The following is a 16,884-nucleotide window of genomic DNA, read 5'->3' as shown; positions in this document are numbered from 1 at the left end:
TTGCCGCCTTTTTCGCTGACGGAAAGCGTGAAATGGGCCTAGAGTCCGCGCATGTGAGTGAGAGTTCCATCCTCCCCGTACGCGGGCGCGCCGTGCGGCCGTCAGGCAGGCACCGCAGACCCGTGCCCTCCCACCTTCCGCCGGAGGCACCCGCGCTGGTGCTGGCCACGCTCGGTGACGGCTCCGGTGTCGCCGCCGAACTGACCGCCCTGATCCGAGGGGACAACCCGCAGATCGAGGTCCGTCTCGTCGGTCTCGGCGAGGACGGCAAGGAGCTGGTCGCCGCGCTGGAGGACTCCGGCCGGGAACGGCCGCAGGACGGCACCGCCGCCGTCGTGGTTCCGCTGCTGACCGGCCCGCACCCGGTCGCCGACCCGCTGATCGCCGGGGCGGTCGCGGCCAGCGGGGTCACGGTCACGGTCACCGAGCCGCTGGGGCCGCACCCGCTGCTGGCGGAGGCGTTGCACATCCGCCTCGCGGAGCGGGACCTCGCCAGGGCCGACCGGATGCGGCTGCTCAACGTGTCCAGCCCGGTCGACGCGGTCATCCTGGCCACGGTCGGCGGGGAGGCCGCGGCGGCCGAGGCGCAGCCGACCGCTGTGCTGCTGGCCTCCCGGCTGACGCTGCCCGTCCTGGTCGCCTCACTGGACAGCGCCCCCGACGCCGCCGACGCCGCGGCACGGCTGCGCGGGATCGGCGCGCAGCGGATCGCGCTGTCCCCCTGCCTCATCGGCCCCGAGGCCGGCGCGGACCTCGCAGGCGCCACCGCCGCGCGGATCGACGCCGAGTGCGCCGCCCCGCTGGGCGCGCACGGCCTCATCGCCGATCTGGCCGCCCGCGCCTACGGGAGCGTCCTGGCCGCGGGCTGACGCCGGGGCCCTCTCCCCTCGGGTCAGGGCTCCAGCCAGACATAGCCGGCGAAGCGGCCGGTCCTGCCGTCCCTGCGGTGGGAGAACAGGTCCTCGGTCTCGATGGTGCAGCGGGTGTCGTGGGTGACCTCACGCACCCCGGCCTTGCCCAGCTGGGAGTTGATCGCGGCGCGCAGGTCGAGGGCGGGGGTGTCGTCGCGTGTGATCGACCACGCCTCGGGCAGCACGGCCGCGACCTCGGCGCGCAGGCCCGCGGGCACCTCGTAGCAGCTGCCGCAGGCCATCGGGCCGATCAGAGCGGTCATCCGCGCCGGATCGGCGCCCCGCCGGACCATCTCCTCGACCAGGGCCGGGACGACGCCGAGGACGGTGCCGACCCTGCCCGAGTGCGCGGCCCCGACCAGTCCCGCCACCGGGTCGGCCAGCAGGACGGGGGCGCAGTCCGCGCACAACGCCGCCAGGCCGAGGCCGGGAACGTCGGTGCACACGCCGTCCAGCGGGGGCGGATCGTCCCCGAAGGGCTCGGTCACGTGACGGACGTCGGCGCTGTGCACCTGCCGCATGAACACGACCCGTTCGAGGCCGAACTCCGCGGCCGTCGTGGCCCGGTTGGCGGCCACCGCCTCCGGGTCGTCGCCGCACAGGCCGCCGAGATTGCGGCCGTGGTACGGCTCCGCGCTGACACCGCCGTGGCGGTCGGTGATCCTCATCTGAAATTTCACGGCCCCGACCTTACCGACCGATGGAACCGCCCTCCCGGTCCCGTCCGTTTCTCCGGACGACGCATCCCCACGGAACGGGAGTCCGATGACGAAGATCGTCTATGACCGGAAGGAACAACTGCAGCAGATCGAGAGCGGCCTGCTGCCGGGGGAAAAGATCATCGCCGTCTACGACGCGATCGGCACCGGCACCGGTTTTCTCGGCCTAACCGACAAACGGGTGATCGTGCAGGACAAGTCCTTCGTCGGCAAGCGGATGGCCCTCACCAGCATCCCCTACGCCAGGATCTCCGCGGTGAGCGTGGTGAGCAACCGGTCCTTCGCCGGATCGTTCTTCTCCTCCGGGGCCATCGCCGTCCATGTGGGAACCCACACCTACGAGGTCGAGTTCCGCGGCGACGAGAAGGCCCACCACACGCACAACGTGATCCTGCACTTCATCACCGGGTCCTGAAGCCCCGGTGCGCCGGCGGTCAGGGACGGGTGAGCGAGCGGTACAGATCCATGGTCCGCTCGGCGATCCTGGGCCAGGAGAAGTGCTCGACGGCCCTGACCCGCCCGGCGGCCCCCAGCTCGGCGGCCAGCGCGGGGTCGGCGAGCAGCCGGTTGACCCGTTCGGCGAGGTCGGCGGCGAACCGCTCGGGGTCGTCGGGAGTGCCGTCGGCGGCCGACTGCGCGATCGGGACCAGCAGGCCGGTCGAACCGTCGGCGACCACCTCGGGGATGCCCCCGGTCGCGGTGGCGACGACGGCGGTCTCGCAGGCCATGGCCTCCAGGTTGACGATGCCCATCGGCTCGTAGACCGAGGGGCAGACGAAGACCGTGGCGTGGGTGAGGATCTGGATCACCTCGGGACGCGGCAGCATCTCCGAGATCCACACGACGCCCTCCCGCTCCTGTTCGAGCCCCCGCACCAGCCCGGCGACCTCCTCGGCGATCTCCGGGGTGTCCGGCGCGCCCGCGCACAGCACGAGCTGCACCCCCGGGTCGAACTCCCTGGCCGCGTGAAGCAGGTGGACCAGTCCCTTCTGCCGGGTGATCCGCCCGACGAAGACCACGTACGGCCTGCCCGGGTCGATCCCGTGCCGGGCCAGCACGTCGACGCCGTGGTCCGGGGCGTACTCGCCAGTGTCGATCCCGTTGTGGATCACGCTGACCCGCTCCGGCGGGATCTCCGGGTAGCAGGCCAGCACGTCACGGCGCATCCCCTCGGAGACGGCGATGATCGCGTCCGCGGTCGCCAGCGCGCCGCGCTCGGCCCACGACGACAGCGTGTAGCCGCCGCCGAGCTGCTCCGCCTTCCACGGGCGCAGCGGCTCCAGGCTGTGCGTGGTGACCACGTGCGGCGTGCCGTACAGCATCTTGGCGACGTGACCGGCGAAGTTGGCGTACCACGTGTGGCTGTGCACCAGGTCGGCGCCCGCGCAGCCCGCCGCCATCTCCAGGTCGACGCCGAGCACCCGCAGCGCGGCGTTGGCCTCCTGGAGCCCCTCGGGAACCCGGTAACCCGTGACCCCCTCCTCGGGACGAGGCGGACCGAAACACCGGACGCGGACGTCCGCAAGCCGGCGCAGCTCACGGGCGAGGTACTCGACGTGAACCCCCGCCCCGCCGTACACCTCGGGCGGATACTCACGGCTCAGCAGATCAACGCGCATGCGATCACCCTAGTGTTTCATCCCAGTGCGTCAGGTTAGGGTCCTGCATATGAGAGTCCTCGCGATCGTGCTCGCCGGTGGTGAAGGTAAACGGCTGATGCCGCTGACGGCTGACCGGGCCAAGCCCGCAGTACCTTTCGGGGGGATATATCGGCTCGTCGACTTCGTCCTGTCGAACCTGGCCAACGGCAACTACCTGCAGATCGTGGTGCTGACGCAGTACAAGAACCACAGTCTCGACCGGCACATCTCCCAGACCTGGCGGCTGACGTCGATGCTGGGCAACTACGTGACCCCGGTGCCCGCCCAGCAGCGCCTCGGCCCGCACTGGTTCTCCGGTTCCGCCGACGCGCTGTTCCAGAACCTGAACCTGGTCTACGACGAGATGCCCGAGCACGTCATCGTGTTCGGCGCCGACCACATCTACCGGATGGACCCCCGCCAGATGGTGGCCCAGCACGTCGACTCCGGCGCGGAGGTGACGGTCGCCGCGATCAGGCAGCCCCTCTCACTGGCCGACCAGTTCGGCGTGATCGAGACGGACCCGGCGGGCCGGAAGATCGCCGCCTTCCGGGAGAAGCCCAAGGACGCCGTCGGCCTTCCCGACGCGCCCGACCAGGTGTACGCCTCGATGGGCAACTACGTCTTCAGAACCCAGGCGATGCTCGACGCGCTGCGGGAGGACGCGCTCGACCCCACCAGCAAACACGACCTGGGCGGGAACATCATCCCGATGATGGTGAAGTCGGGCAGCGCCGAGGTCTACGACTTCGCCGACAACGTCGTGCCCGGCTCGACCGACCGGGACAAGGGCTACTGGCGGGACGTGGGGACCCTGGACGCCTACTACGAGGCCCACATGGACCTCATCTCGGCGCACCCGGTCTTCAATCTCTACAACACCCAGTGGCCGATCTACACCGGCCACGATCCGCTGCCCCCGGCCAAGTTCGTGCACAACGACGGCGACCGGATCGGGCGGGCCGTGGACTCGCTCGTCTCCGCCGGTGTGATCGTCTCCGGCGGCCTGGCCGAGCGCTCCGTCCTGTCCCCCGGCGTGGTGATGCACTCCCACTCCAGGGTCGAGGACTCGGTGCTGATGGGCAACGTGAAGGTCGGGCGGGGCGCCGTCGTCCGCAGGGCCATCATCGACAAGAACGTGGTCATCCCGGACGGCGCCAGGATCGGCTTCGACCTCGAATACGACCGCAGCCGCTTCGCGGTGACCCAGAACGGCATCGTGGTCATCGGCAAGAACGAGGTCATCGAACGTTAGTGTCCGCGCGCCGTCGGACGGCGCGCGGGACGGTCCTTCGGTCAGGCCGGGGCGGGAAGCCGGTCGAGGATGGCCTGGAACATGGCGGCGCTGGTCACCGCCATCTCGTCCATCCGCTCCTCCAGCCGGTCGAAGCGCCGGTCCATCACATCAAGACGCCCGTCGAGCGCCTCGAACCTCTTGGCCATGGCCTCGAACCGCTCGTCGATCATCTCGAACCGCCGATCAATGGCCTCAAACCGCCGGTCCATGGCGTCGAAGCGCTCGTCAACGGCCTCGAACCTCCTGTCGATGGCGTCGAAGCGCTCGTCGACGGCCTCGAACCTCCTGTCGATGGCGTCGAGGCGCCCGTCGACGGCCGCGAAATGCTCGTCGATCGCGGCGAAGCGCCGGTCGACGGCCGCGAAGCGCTCGTCGATCGCGGTGAAGCGCCGGTCGACGGCGTCGAAGCGCTCGCGCACCTCGTCGCGGAGCAGGTCCACCTTGGCGTTGACCTGCTCGACCCGCCGCTCGACCCGCTCGACGCGCCGCCCGACCTGCTTGAGCCCGTCGGCCAGCAGGTCGACCCGGTCGGTCAGCACGTCGAGCTTCGTGTAGACGGGCGTCAGCGCCTCGTAGGCCCGCACCGAGGCCTGCTGTCCGCATCTGGTGCCGAGCACGATGAAATCCTCCTCCAGGCGGGTGACCCGGTCCTCGATGGTGGGGGTGAGCATGGGGGGCTCCGTACGTCGTGGTCCAGCGTAGTCAGGCCACGCCGGCGAGAGTGGGAACGCGGGGGGTGAGTCCTCGCGGGTCTCAGCTTGGCCCCTCCTGAGGGCACTCCGCGGCCACTTCGCCAAAGAACCTTCCTCTTTTTCCCAGCGTTCTGACCTGCGAAAAGAACATATTTCGGGTCACCCGGTGCCAGGGATCTCAATATCTCCGTTGACGGAGTGAGTACTCACTCCGCATCATGAAAGGCATGAGACCCAAAGAGAACGCGACACCCGACCCGGCCCGGCGGCGTGCTCCGGGCATGAGCCAGGAACGCCGCCGGGAGATGATCGTCATGGCCGCGCTCCCCCTCGTCGCGGAGTACGGCGCCGCCGTCACCACCGCGCAGATCGCCAGGGCGGCCGGGATCGGCGAGGCCACCGTCTTCAGGGCCTTCACCGACAAGGAGGAGTTGCTCGACGCCTGCGTCGTGGAGGTGCTGCGCCCCGACCACGTGCTCGAACAACTCGCCTCCGTCCCCCTCGACCAGCCGCTGACCGAGCGGCTGACCGAGGCGGCCGAGGCCATGCGGGCGCACATGGCGCGGATCGGCACGGTCCTGGGCGCCCTGCACGCCTCGGGGCGCCGCTCACGCGGATCCCGCACGCAGGAGGAGGGGGCCGGAGCCCCGTCCGACCGCGCCGCCTCGTTCAAGGCGACCCGCGACGCCCTGACCGAGCTGTTCGAACCCGAGGGCGACCGGCTGAGGCTGCCCCCGGAGCGGCTGGCGGCGCTCTTCCTCAGCCTGACGTTCGCCGGCGCCCGCGGTTCGGCCGCCGACGTCGAACCGAGCGTCGCCGAGATCGTGGACGTGTTCGTCCACGGAATCCTGAATTGACCGAGGCGAAAGGACAGTCATGACCGTCACCCTGAACCACACCATCGTCCCCGCCGCGGACAACGGACGGGCCGCCCGCTTCCTCGCCGACGTCATGGGACTGGAGTGCCTGCCGCCCACGGGCTCGCGCGGCCACTTCGTCCCGGTGCGGGTCAACGACTCCCTCACCCTCGACTACATGACGGTCGAGGAGCCTCACGCGGTCCATCTCGCCTTCGAGGTGGACCCGGCGACCTTCGACGGCGTCCTGGCCCGGCTGCGCGCCGGCGGCGTGCCGTACGGCAGCCGCCCCGACGCCCCGGACAACGGCCGCGTCGACCATCCGCTCTGCCCTCGCGGGCTGTTCTTCAGGGACGAGAACGGTCACCTCTTCGAGGTCATGTCCCCCGGGTGAGCGGGGGTCACCGGCGCCATGGAAAGCGGGCGGCCCTTCCCTCCAGGAAGGCGGCGACCCCCTCGGACCGTTCCGCGCCGGAGCGCCGCTGCCAGTCGCGTACGCGTGCCTCGGCGTCGCCTCCCTCGACGATGTCGCCGATGATCTCCTTCGTGGCGGCCAGGGTGAGCTGGGAGCGTCCCGCGAAGGTACGTGCCAGGCCGTACACGCGTTCCCCGAGTTCGCGGGGCGGGTGGACCTCGTCGACCAGGCCGGTGCGCAGCGCGGTCGCGGCGTCGACGAGGTCGGCCGAGTAGAGCAGGAGCTTGGCGGCCGAGGGACCGACGAGGCCGACCAGGCGGCGGGTCGCGCTCAGCGGGTAGACGACGCCGAGCCTGGCCGGGGTGATCCCGAAACGGGCGTCGTCGGCGGCCAGGCGCAGGTCGCAGGCCATGGCGAGCTGGCAGCCCCCGCCCACACAGAAGCCCTCGATCATCGCGATCGTCGGTTTGGGGAAGCCCGCCAGGGCCTCCTCGGCGACGACGGTCAGGCCGGTGTCGTCGCCCGCCTCGGCCAGCCCGGCGATCTCGGAGATGTCCGCCCCCGAGCAGAAGGTGCCGCCCGCGCCGGTGAGGACGAGGACGCGCACGGCCGGATCAGTGGCTGGCGAGGCCAGGATCGTGGGCAGCGCCCGCCACATCGCCGCGGTCATCGCGTTGCGCTTGGCGGGACGGTTGATCCGCAGGGTCGCGACATCGCCGTCGACGGACAATTCGAAACCATTAAAGATCTCCACGAGATAGATTCTTCCTGGACATTTCACACAGCGCCGAGGCACCCCCGAACCTGAGAGGCCGGATGCGGCTGAAGCCCCCCTTCCCGAGGATGAACTCCGCCGAGCGCCGCATCTGGGACGCCTACCCCTCGGGTTCCTGGGTCGATCTGCGCAGCGGGGACGACCAGGCCGACGACCCGGCCAACGGCCCCGGATGGGGACCGGAGCGGACGGTCAGGGCGGAGGTCGTCGCGGCGCTGCTGCGGGGCGCGCGGCCGCCGGAGTCGGGCAGGAGCGCCGGGCTGCGGCTGGCGGGCGCCCACATCACCGGTGTGCTCGACCTCGCCGACGCCACACTGACCGGCAAGCTGCACATGGTCAACTGCTACCTGCCCGGGGGCGTCTCCATGACCGACACGATCGCCGTCGGCGTACGGCTGCGCGGGTGCGAGATAGCGCGGATCAGGGCGGCCGGGTGCACGGTCAACGCCATGCTCGACTTCGACGGCTCGACCGTCCACGGCGGTATCCGGCTGGACAACGCCCAGGTCAAGGGACAGGTCCGGTTCTCGGGACTACGGGTGAGCGCCGAGGAGACCACCGAGGCGTCCGACAACGCGGTCCGGGACGTGCGCAGGAGGATGTCGGAGGAGGAGCTCAGGGAGCGGGGTCACCGCCACGGGCAGTGGGCGCTGTGGGCGGGCGGCATGACCGTCGAGGGCGGGGCCTTCATGCGGGACATGCGGGTCAACGGCGGCCTGCGGATCATCGGCGCGAAGTTCCGGGGTGGCATCTACCTGCAGCGGTCGGTCATCACCGCGACGGGCCCCTACGCGATCCAGGCCGACTTCATGGAGGCGGGGGCCGCCGAGCTGAGCCGTGGTTTCCACGCGACCGGCACGATCAGGATGCGCAACTCGCGCGTCAACGGCGTCCTGTCCTTCGACGGGGCGACGCTGCGGGCTCCCGGCCGGGTGCTGCACCTGAGTCACGCCCAGATGGACGAGCTGATCCTGCGGCCCGACTCCATCGAGGGCGAGGTCAACCTCGCCTACTCCCGTATCGGCGTGCTGCTCGACGCCCCGGCGGACTATCCGGGCGCGGTGTATCTCAACGGGCTCGTCTACGAGGCGCTGCGCGGCTCGGCCTGGAGCGTCAACGACCGCCTGGTCTGGGTGGACAAGGACTCCTACGGCTACCGTCCGCAGCCGTACGAGCAGCTGGCGGCGTGGTTCCGCCGGATCGGCCACGAGCAGGACGCCCGGCGGGTGCTGCTGGCCAAGCAGCGGCGGCGCCGCCGTACGCTCAGGCCCGCGGGCCGGATCTGGGGCAGGCTGCTCGACCTCGTCGTCGGGTACGGCTACCGCCCCTGGCTCGCCGGGCTGTGGGTCGCGGTGCTGCTGGCCGCGGGCACCGGGGTCTTCGCCGCGGTCCCCCCGACGCAGATCGACCCGGAGGAGATCAGGGTCTTCCAGCCGTTCGTCTACACGCTGGACCTGCTGGCCCCGGTGAGCGTCTTCGAGCAGCGGGGGGCGTGGGACCCGACCGGCTGGACGCGGTGGCTGGCCTGGACGCTGATCGCCTCGGGATGGATCCTGGCCACCGCCCTGATCGCGGGCACGGCCCGGGTGCTGCGTCCAGGCCCGTCGTCCTGAGCGGGCCGTCCTGAGCGCGCCGGGGTCAGGCCATGTCCACCCGGAGTCTGGGCAGCGCCTCCGGGTACTTCTCCCTGACGTATCTCACCAGGTGCTCGCGCATGTCGCACTTGAGGTCGAAGGCGCTCGGCGAGTCGGCGGCGCTCATCAGCGCCCGCACTTCGAGCAGCCCGTTCGGCAGGGTGTCGGTGACCTGGAGGGTCCAGTCCTTCTGGTCCCACAGCGGGTGCTCGCGCAGGGCCCGGTAGAGCTCGACGCGCAGTTCCTCGACGGGGACGGTCCAGTCGATCCTGAGCATCACCGCGCCGATCACCCGGCTGGTGTGCCTGGTCCAGTTCTCGAACGGGTTGGTGGTGAAGTAGGAGACCGGGAGCACCAGCCTGCGTTCGTCCCACAGGCGCAGCACCACGTAGGTGAGGCTGAGCTCCTCGATCCGCCCCCACTCCCCCTGCACGACCACCACGTCGTCGAGTCTGAGCGCGTCGCTGAAGACCAGTTGCAGGCCGGCCAGCAGGTTGCCCAGCATCGACTGGGCGGCGATGCCGACGACGACGCCCGCGATGCCCGCCGAGGCGAGCAGTCCGGCGCCGAGCGCGCGTACCTGCGGGAAGGTGAACAGCATGGCGCCCAGCGCCAGCAGGACGACCACCGCTGAGGCGACCCGGCGGACCAGGGAGATCTGGGTGCGGATCCTCCTGGCCCGCCGGTTACGCTCCCCCTCGACGCTGACCAGGCGGTCGAGGACCACGTCGGTGACCGCGTAGGCGGCCTGGATGGCCAGCCAGGTGACGCATCCGATCATGAAAAGGGTGATCGTCCGCTCGATCGCTTCGTCGACCGGCCCCTTGGCCATGCCGGGAAGGTAGAGCGTGTTGGCGGTCGCCACGACCGCCAGGGCGAAGGCGGGCCAGGTGCAGCGGCGCACGAGCGGCCCGGCCAGGACCCACCGCTCGCCGATCAGCCTCCAGCGCAGTGCCCGCCGTACCATCTCCACGCAGGCGACGGCGGCCAGCATCGAGGCGATCAGGATGATCCATCTGGACACGGACGCTCTTCCCCCCTGACGGTCGCTTGCCGGGTGGATGCCCCGGGACGCGCGGCCTATTCAGAAGGCCTCGTCAAAAGCGACAGTTCCCTCAACTGCTATCTGATAGGCCGAAACTCTCCGCTCGAAGAAGTTCGCGAGCTCCTGGACGTCCTGCAGCTCCATGAACGCGAAGGGGTTGGCGGTGCCGTACCGGACGGGCAGCCCGAGCCGGGTCAGCCGCTGGTCGGCCACGTATTCGAGGTACTGCCGCATCTGGCCGGGGTCCATGCCGGACCGGCCCTCGCCGCACAGGTCCTCGGCGAAGGCCAGCTCCGCCGCGACCGCCTCCTCCAGCATCCGGGTGACCTGGACGCCGAGCTCGTCGTCGAACAGGCCGGGTTCCTCGGCCCGTACGGTGTCCACCACGGAGAAGGCGAACTCCATGTGCATGGACTCGTCGCGGAAGACCCAGTTGGTCCCGGTGGCCAGGCCGCCGAGCAGGCCCCGCGAGCGGAACCAGTAGACGTAGGCGAAGGCCCCGTAGAAGAACAGGCCCTCGATGCACGCGGCGAAGCAGATCAGGTTGAGCAGGAACGCCCGCCGGTCGTCCCGCGTCCGCAGGCTGGTCAGCCCGCCGAGCGAGTCGATCCACCGGAAGCAGAACTCGGCCTTGTCCCTGATCGAGGGGATGTGCTCGATCGCGGCGAAGGCCCTGGCCCGCTCCTCGTGGTCGGGCAGGTAGGTGTCGAGCAGCGTCAGGTAGAACTGGACGTGCACCGCCTCCTCGTAGAGCTGCCTGCTGAGGTACAGGCGCGCCTCGGGGGCGTTGACGTGCTGGTAGAGGTTGAGCACCAGGTTGTTGGCCACGATCGAGTCACCGGTCGCGAAGAACGCGACGAGACGGTTGATCAGGTGGCGCTCCTCCGGCGTCATCCTGGCCAGGTCCGCCACGTCGGAGTTGAGGTCCACCTCCTCGACGGTCCAGGTGTTGCGGATGGCCGCCCGGTAGCGTTCGTAGAAGTCCGGGTAGCGCATGGGGCGCAGGGTGAGGTTCATACCGGGGTCGAGCAGCATTCGGAGAATGACCTTTCGGCTTGGGTCACGGGGCCTACTGGCAGGCGTCGCAGTACTCGGGGTTCTCCAGCGAGCAGGCGATCACGTCCTGCTCGGGGAGCGACTGTGCCGCGGTGGCCGGCACAGCGGCCGGCACAGTGGCTGACACAGCGGCTGACACGGTGGTCTGCGCGATGCGGGTGGCCGGACGGGAGCGCAGGTAGTAGGTGGTCTTCAGGCCCGAGCGCCAGGCGTAGGCGTACATCGAGGAGAGCTTGCCGATGGTCGGGGTCGCCATGAACAGGTTGAGCGACTGCGACTGGTCGATGTACGGCGCGCGCGCCGCGGCCAGGTCGATCAGCGCCTTCTGCGGCAGCTCCCACGCGGTCCGGTAGAGCGTCCTGAGGTCGTCGGGGATGCCCGGGACGTCCTGGATCGAGCCGTCCGCCCGCTTGATCGCGTCCCTGATCTGCGGGGTCCACAGGCCCCGGGCCGTGAGGTCGGCGACCAGATAGCGGTTGACCTGGAGGAACTCCCCGGAGAGGGTCTCGCGCTTGAAGACGTTCGACACCTGGGGCTCGATGCACTCGTAGCAGCCCGCGATGGAGGCGATGGTGGCCGTGGGGGCGATCGCGATCATCAGCGAGTTGCGCAGGCCGGTCACGGCGATCCGCTCCCTGAGCGCCGTCCACTCCGCCGAACGGGCGGCCCCGTAGTGGTCGGGGTGCAGTACGCCGTCGGCGGCGCGGGTGTCCCCGTAGGAGGGGTGGCGCCCTCGCTCGGCGGCCAGGTCGCTGGAGGTGGCGTAGGCGGCCAGCGCGATCTCCTCGGCGATCCGGGTCGACAGCTCAAGCGCCCGCGGCGAGTCGAACGGCAGCCGCAGCGCGAAGAAGACGTCGGCCAGCCCCATCACGCCCAGCCCGACGGGCCGCCAGCGCTCGTTGGCCGCGCGGGCCTCGGGCGTCGGGTAGAAGCCCAGGTCGATGGTCCTGTCCAGGAACCTGACCGCGGTGCGAGCCGTACGGCGCAGCCGCTCCCAGTCCACACCGTCCGCGGTGAGGTGGGCCGCCAGGTTGATCGAGCCGAGGTTGCAGACGGCGGTCTCCGCGTCGCTGGTGACCTCCAGGATCTCGGTGCACAGGTTCGACAGGTGGATGACGTTGCCCGGACGGGCCGTCTGGTTCGAGGTCCGGTTCGAGGCGTCCTTGAAGGTCATCCAGCCGTTGCCGGTCTGGGCGAGCGTGCGCATCATGCGACCGTACAGGGCGCGGGCCGGGACCTGCCTGACGAATCCGCCCTCGGCCTCCGCCCTGCGGTAGGCCTCCTCGAACGCCTCGCCGTACAGGTCGGTGAGGTGCGGGACCTCCTTGGGGTCGAACAGCGACCACATCTCGTCGGCCTCGACCCGCCGCATGAACTCGTCGGGGATCCAGTTGGCGAGGTTCAGGTTGTGCGTACGGCGCGCCTCCTCGCCGGTGTTGTCGCGCAGTTCGAGGAACTCCTCGATGTCGGCGTGCCAGGGCTCCAGGTAGACGCAGGCCGCGCCCTTGCGACGGCCGCCCTGGTTGACGGCGGCGACGCTGGAGTCGAGGGTGCGCAGCCACGGCACGATGCCGTTCGAGTGGCCGTTGGTGCCGCGGATCAGCGAGCCGCGCGAGCGGACCCGGGTCCAGGCGATGCCGATGCCCCCGGCGTACTTCGACAGGCGGGCGACCTGGCCGTAGCGCTGGTAGATGGCCTCTAGCTCGTCCCTCGGGGAGTCGAGCAGGAAGCAGGAGGACAGCTGGGGCCTGCGGGAACCGGAGTTGAACAGGGTGGGCGAACTGGGCAGGTAGGACAGGGTGGCCATGAGCCCGTACAGTTCGGCGGCCTCCTCGACCGTCTCCGACAGACCGCAGGCCACGCGCAGCAGGAAGTGCTGGGGGCGTTCGAGGACCTTGCGGGTGCTCGGGTGGCGCAGCAGGTAGCGGTCGTAGACGGTGCGCAGCCCGAAGTACTCGAACCTGTCGTCGGCGGCCGGGTCGACCAGCGCGTCGAGGGCGGCGGCGTTGGCGGCGACGAAGGCGGCCAGCCCGTCCTGCAGGAGCCCCGCGCCGTGGGTCGCGGCGATCGACTCGGAGAAGGTCGTGACGCCGTGCTCGGCGGCCTCCTCGGCGATCAGGCCGGTCAGCAGCCTGGCGGCGGCTCTGGAGTTCTCCGGGTCGGTGATCACCCGGGCCGCGGCCTCCTCGATCGCCCGCCTGCGATCGTCCGGCGAGTGCCCGGTCTTCTCCGCCTTCTCGGCCAAGGTCTGTGTCACGTGCCACCCCTCGTGCAGGTAATCCCCGTACGGCTCACGGAGCAGGGCGCGCGTCAACGGGCGGCTCCCGGGCACGCCGGACCGCCTCGTCCCGCGGCTCTCCCTCGAAGCCCTGGACAACTCTCGTGCCGAGCGGGGACCTGGTCGGTCCCCTCTCCACACACCGCGGGCAGGTCTTCGGACTCACGGGCGTGACGCGCGCTCCTACCGGCCGTCGCTTCCCGGGCGTGGTTCACCCAGTGCTCAGTTGACGGCTTTCGTTCCCGTTCACCGCTGCGGGGCAGTCCCGGTCTCTCACCGGGTTCCCTGTTGCCTCGCCCTCGTGGGCGAACCAGCGACGACCAGGATCCTACATCTAGTGCCGCCTGACGCAACCACCCCAACAGTTTGTGTCGGGGATGCTCAGCAACCCGAGCTCGTTGAGCACCGCGCGGGTACGGCGGGTCTCCGTGACCAGCCACCGGCGGAAGTCGTCACCGCTCAGGTACGCCCGGTGCCAGCCGTTGGCCGCGCACACGGCCTGCCATCGGGGCGAGGCGTCGATCCGGTCGCACAGGGCGACCGCCCCGTCCCGGTCATCGGGGCTCATGGCCCGGGGACCGAGCACCCCGCACCAGTCGGCGTACTCCAGGCGCACCTCCCGCTCCATCAGCGTCGGCGCGTCGATGCCGTCGATCCGCTCCCCCGAGGAGACCGCGAGCGGCATCAGCCGGCCCGTGGCGATCTTCGGCAGGAGGGAGCCGGCCGAGCCGAGGAGCGCGGCCACCCGCCCCTCGTGCAGCGCCTCGACGGCCTCCGACTCGGTCGGGTAACCCGCGTACTCCATCAGCCTGACGTCGACGCCGAGGCACTTGCCGATCATGCCGTAGAGCACGTGGTCGGAGCCGCCCCCGGCCCCTCCCCCGACCACCAGCCGCGCCGGGTCGCGGCGCAGCGCCGCGACGAAGTCCTCGAAGGTCCGCAGCAGGGAGTTCGGGGAGACGGCCAGGACGGACCAGTCTCCGGCCAGCCTGGCCAGCGGGGTCGAGGCCGCCAGCACGGAGTCCGCGTCGGCGGTCTCGCCGCCCGCCAGCATCGGCACGCCCGCCAGGAACACCCGGCCCTCGCGCGCGAAGGGGCCCCCGACGGCGGCGGCGAACGCGGTCAGGGCGGCCATCCCCTGGGCGCCCGCGCCGCTCACCTCGACCGCACCGGCCATCCTCTCGCCGGTCAGGATCGCGGCCAGCGCGTGGGCGGCCTGGTCCCAGCGCCGCCCGCGGACGACCGGCGCGACGATGGTCAGCCTGCGCGCCCACCCCGCACCGGGGCCTCCCATGTCACCGCAGCCCCCGGCGACCATGACCCCCAGCGCGAGCGCGAGGAATCGCCTACGGTGCATAAGCGTCCCTTCCGCCGAGATCCCCCAGATCTCTCGATACCCTACGTTGCAGATATGTCACTCTCTGCACCGCAATTGGGGCATCAGGCGCTCACTCCACGGTGACGCTCTTGGCGAGGTTGCGCGGCTTGTCCACGTCGCGGCCGAGCGCGACGGCCGCGTGGTAGGCGAACAGCTGCAGCGGGATCGACAGCAGGATCGGGTCGAGCTCGATCTCGTTCCTGGGCACCACCAGGCAGTCGTCGGCCAGCCGGGGATCGGCCTCGCGGTGCCCGACCATGAGCACCCGCCCGCCGCGCGCGCGGATCTCCCCCAGCGTGGTGAGGTTCTTGTCCAGCAGCTCGTCGTCGGGGACGACCGCCACGGTCGGCATCTCCGGGCCGATCAGCGCCAGCGGCCCGTGCTTGAGCTCGCTGGCCGGGTAGGCCTCGGCGTGCACGTAGGAGACCTCCTTGAGCTTCTGCGCGCCCTCCCTGGCCACCGGGTATCCCCTGACCCTGCCGACGAACATCATGCTCGGCGAGCCGGCGTACTTGCCGGCCAGCTCCTTGATCCGGGGTTCGAGGGCGAGGATCTCCCCGATCTGGCCGGGCAGCGCGCGAAGGCCCTCCACGATGCGCCGGCCGTCGGCGGGCGACAGGTCGCGCACCCTTCCCAGGTGCAGGGCGAGCAGCGCGAAGGCGACCGCGGTCGAGGTGAAGGCCTTGGTGCTCGCCACCGAGACCTCGGGGCCCGCGTGCAGGTAGAGACCGCCGTCGACCTCCCTGGCGATGGCGCTGCCGACGGTGTTGACGATGCCGAGCACCCGGCCGCCCTTGCGCTTGAGCTCCTGGACGGCGGCCAGGGTGTCGTAGGTCTCCCCCGACTGGCTGATCGCCACGTAGAGGGTGTCCGGCTCGACGACCGGGCTGCGGTAGCGGAACTCGCTGGCGGGCTCGGCGTCCGACGGGATGCGCGCCAGCTCCTCGATGAGCTGGGCGCCGATCTGGCCCGAGTAGTAGGCCGAGCCGCATCCGATGATCTTCACCCGGCGGAAGGAGCGGCTCTCCCGCGCGTCCATGTTGAGCCCGCCCAGATGGGCGATGTGGAAGCGGTCGTCGAGGCGCCCGCGCAACGTCCTGGCGACCGTCTCCGGCTGCTCGGAGATCTCCTTGAGCAGGTAGTGCTCGTAGCCGCCGGTGTCGTAGTGCCCGGCCTCCCAGTCGACCGTCAGCGGCTCCTTGGCCGTCTCCCGCGCGTCGCTGGAGAAGGTGTTGAAGCCGTCGGCCTTCAGCACCGCGAGCTCGCCGTCCTCCAGGTGCACCACCTGGCGGGTGTAGCGGACCAGCGCGGCCACGTCCGAGGCGGCGAACATCTCCTTCTCGCCGATGCCCAGCACGATCGGGCTGCCGTTGCGCGCCACGACCACCTCGCCGGGGCGCCGGGCGTCGACCACCGCGACGCCGTAGGTGCCGACGACCCGCTTGAGCGCGGCGCGGACCGCCTCCGCCAGCGAGTCGGTGTCCTCGACGGTGCGGGCGATCAGGTGGGCGAGCACCTCGGTGTCGGTCTCCGACAGGAAGACCGCGCCGTCGGCCTCCAGCTTGGCCCGCAGCTCGTCGGCGTTCTCAATGATGCCGTTGTGCACGACGGCGACGCGCTCGTCGGCGGACAGGTGCGGGTGGGCGTTGACGTCGCTGGGCGCGCCGTGGGTCGCCCAGCGGGTGTGCCCGATGCCCAGGGTTCCCTTGAACCTGGCGGGCATTACGGCCGCCAGGTCGGCGACCCTGCCCTTGACCTTGCGCATCTTCAGGCCTCTGTTGGAGACCACCACGCCGGCCGAGTCGTAACCGCGGTACTCAAGGCGCTGCAGGCCCTCAAGCAGGATGGGGGCCGCGTCCTTCGGCCCCACGTAGGCCACGATTCCGCACATCTGACCGCTCCTTACCCGTAGACGATCCGGCGCAACTGGCGCAGGGACAGTTCCGGTGCGGCGACACGGCGGGAGCTCAGCTCGGCGGCGATCCTGGGAAAGATCGCGTCGTTGACCAGCCCCCTGGACTTGAGCTCGGCGTGACGCCGCCGGACGAACTCCTCGGTGGGCTCGGAGAAGTAGGCCAGCACGTCCGCCACCACCCTCGCGGCCTCTCCCGGACCGAGCGCGCTCGTCCGGGTCAGGTGGGCGATGAGGTCCTCGTGGGGATGCCATGCCGTCGACACAGAGGAGGA

Annotated in this window: 16 protein-coding genes and 1 riboswitch; of the genes, 6 read left to right on the top strand and 10 right to left on the bottom strand. The window is 70.7% G+C overall.

The annotated features are described in order from the left end of the window. Nucleotides 1-53 precede the first annotated feature (53 nt). Nucleotides 54-869 (top strand): hypothetical protein, encoded by an 816-nt coding sequence (locus ACIBVQ_RS30775; RefSeq protein ID WP_362911455.1) that lies wholly within the window; start codon nucleotides 54-56, stop codon nucleotides 867-869. A 23-nt stretch (nucleotides 870-892) separates the two neighbouring features. Here the strand turns inward: ACIBVQ_RS30775 and pgeF are convergent, their stop codons facing one another. Then, the gene (gene pgeF / locus ACIBVQ_RS30770; RefSeq protein ID WP_399181831.1) at nucleotides 893-1,579 is read right to left on the bottom strand and encodes a peptidoglycan editing factor PgeF; all 687 of its coding nucleotides are present in this window, start codon (nucleotides 1,577-1,579) and stop codon (nucleotides 893-895) included. A gap of 97 nt (nucleotides 1,580-1,676) precedes the next feature. On the opposite strand from pgeF, the gene ACIBVQ_RS30765 reads away from it, so the two are divergent. After that, nucleotides 1,677-2,045, top strand: coding sequence for a PH domain-containing protein (locus ACIBVQ_RS30765; RefSeq protein WP_399181714.1), 369 nt, complete (start codon nucleotides 1,677-1,679; stop codon nucleotides 2,043-2,045). A 19-nt stretch (nucleotides 2,046-2,064) separates the two neighbouring features. On the opposite strand, the gene glgA is transcribed toward ACIBVQ_RS30765, so the two are convergent. Then, entirely contained in the window at nucleotides 2,065-3,249 is a 1,185-nt protein-coding gene (glgA, locus tag ACIBVQ_RS30760; protein WP_399181712.1) for a glycogen synthase, read from the bottom strand. Nucleotides 3,250-3,274: 25 nt separating this feature from the next. On the opposite strand from glgA, the gene glgC reads away from it, so the two are divergent. Then, nucleotides 3,275-4,525, top strand: a complete 1,251-nt coding sequence (glgC, locus tag ACIBVQ_RS30755) for a glucose-1-phosphate adenylyltransferase (RefSeq protein ID WP_352011617.1) — start codon at nucleotides 3,275-3,277, stop codon at nucleotides 4,523-4,525. A gap of 41 nt (nucleotides 4,526-4,566) precedes the next feature. On the opposite strand, the gene ACIBVQ_RS30750 is transcribed toward glgC, so the two are convergent. Further along, the gene (locus ACIBVQ_RS30750) at nucleotides 4,567-5,238 is read right to left on the bottom strand and encodes a hypothetical protein (protein ID WP_399181710.1); all 672 of its coding nucleotides are present in this window, start codon (nucleotides 5,236-5,238) and stop codon (nucleotides 4,567-4,569) included. Nucleotides 5,239-5,486: 248 nt separating this feature from the next. On the opposite strand from ACIBVQ_RS30750, the gene ACIBVQ_RS30745 reads away from it, so the two are divergent. After that, nucleotides 5,487-6,116, top strand: coding sequence for a TetR/AcrR family transcriptional regulator (locus tag ACIBVQ_RS30745; protein WP_352011615.1), 630 nt, complete (start codon nucleotides 5,487-5,489; stop codon nucleotides 6,114-6,116). A 19-nt stretch (nucleotides 6,117-6,135) separates the two neighbouring features. After that, on the top strand, nucleotides 6,136-6,510 hold the full coding sequence (locus tag ACIBVQ_RS30740; protein ID WP_352011614.1) for a VOC family protein: 375 nt from the start codon (nucleotides 6,136-6,138) through the stop codon (nucleotides 6,508-6,510). A 7-nt stretch (nucleotides 6,511-6,517) separates the two neighbouring features. On the opposite strand, the gene ACIBVQ_RS30735 is transcribed toward ACIBVQ_RS30740, so the two are convergent. After that, nucleotides 6,518-7,285, bottom strand: coding sequence for an enoyl-CoA hydratase/isomerase family protein (locus ACIBVQ_RS30735; RefSeq protein ID WP_399181708.1), 768 nt, complete (start codon nucleotides 7,283-7,285; stop codon nucleotides 6,518-6,520). Between the two features lie 62 nt (nucleotides 7,286-7,347). Here ACIBVQ_RS30735 and ACIBVQ_RS30730 point away from each other — a divergent pair, with 62 nt between their 5' ends. After that, entirely contained in the window at nucleotides 7,348-8,919 is a 1,572-nt protein-coding gene (locus tag ACIBVQ_RS30730) for a hypothetical protein (RefSeq protein ID WP_399181706.1), read from the top strand. Between the two features lie 25 nt (nucleotides 8,920-8,944). Here ACIBVQ_RS30730 and ACIBVQ_RS30725 read toward each other — a convergent pair whose 3' ends face one another. The 6 genes from ACIBVQ_RS30725 to ACIBVQ_RS30700 form a co-directional block, all read right to left on the bottom strand. Next, nucleotides 8,945-9,964 carry a mechanosensitive ion channel family protein gene (locus ACIBVQ_RS30725; protein ID WP_399181704.1) on the bottom strand — a complete coding sequence of 340 codons (1,020 nt, stop codon included), beginning with the start codon at nucleotides 9,962-9,964 and terminating at the stop codon, nucleotides 8,945-8,947. Between the two features lie 60 nt (nucleotides 9,965-10,024). Next, nucleotides 10,025-11,020 (bottom strand): ribonucleotide-diphosphate reductase subunit beta, encoded by a 996-nt coding sequence (locus ACIBVQ_RS30720; RefSeq protein WP_399181702.1) that lies wholly within the window; start codon nucleotides 11,018-11,020, stop codon nucleotides 10,025-10,027. Between the two features lie 34 nt (nucleotides 11,021-11,054). Next, the gene (locus tag ACIBVQ_RS30715; protein WP_399181700.1) at nucleotides 11,055-13,298 is read right to left on the bottom strand and encodes a ribonucleoside-diphosphate reductase subunit alpha; all 2,244 of its coding nucleotides are present in this window, start codon (nucleotides 13,296-13,298) and stop codon (nucleotides 11,055-11,057) included. Nucleotides 13,299-13,448: 150 nt separating this feature from the next. Continuing rightward, nucleotides 13,449-13,649, bottom strand: a riboswitch (cobalamin riboswitch). 4 nt (nucleotides 13,650-13,653) lie between these two features. After that, complete coding sequence (locus ACIBVQ_RS30710) at nucleotides 13,654-14,676, bottom strand: Bug family tripartite tricarboxylate transporter substrate binding protein (protein WP_399181698.1); 1,023 nt, start codon at nucleotides 14,674-14,676, stop codon at nucleotides 13,654-13,656. Between the two features lie 91 nt (nucleotides 14,677-14,767). Further along, entirely contained in the window at nucleotides 14,768-16,588 is a 1,821-nt protein-coding gene (gene glmS, locus ACIBVQ_RS30705) for a glutamine--fructose-6-phosphate transaminase (isomerizing) (RefSeq protein WP_352011607.1), read from the bottom strand. An 11-nt stretch (nucleotides 16,589-16,599) separates the two neighbouring features. Continuing rightward, entirely contained in the window at nucleotides 16,600-16,875 is a 276-nt protein-coding gene (locus ACIBVQ_RS30700) for a hypothetical protein (RefSeq protein WP_352011606.1), read from the bottom strand. Between the last annotated feature and the right edge of the window lie 9 nt (nucleotides 16,876-16,884).

The organism is Streptosporangium sp. NPDC049376, from assembly GCF_044466505.1.
In the GTDB taxonomy this organism is placed as follows: domain Bacteria; phylum Actinomycetota; class Actinomycetes; order Streptosporangiales; family Streptosporangiaceae; genus Streptosporangium.
The sequence above is the reverse complement of the archived record's forward strand: the minus strand, read 5'-3'. Positions and strand labels throughout refer to the sequence as shown.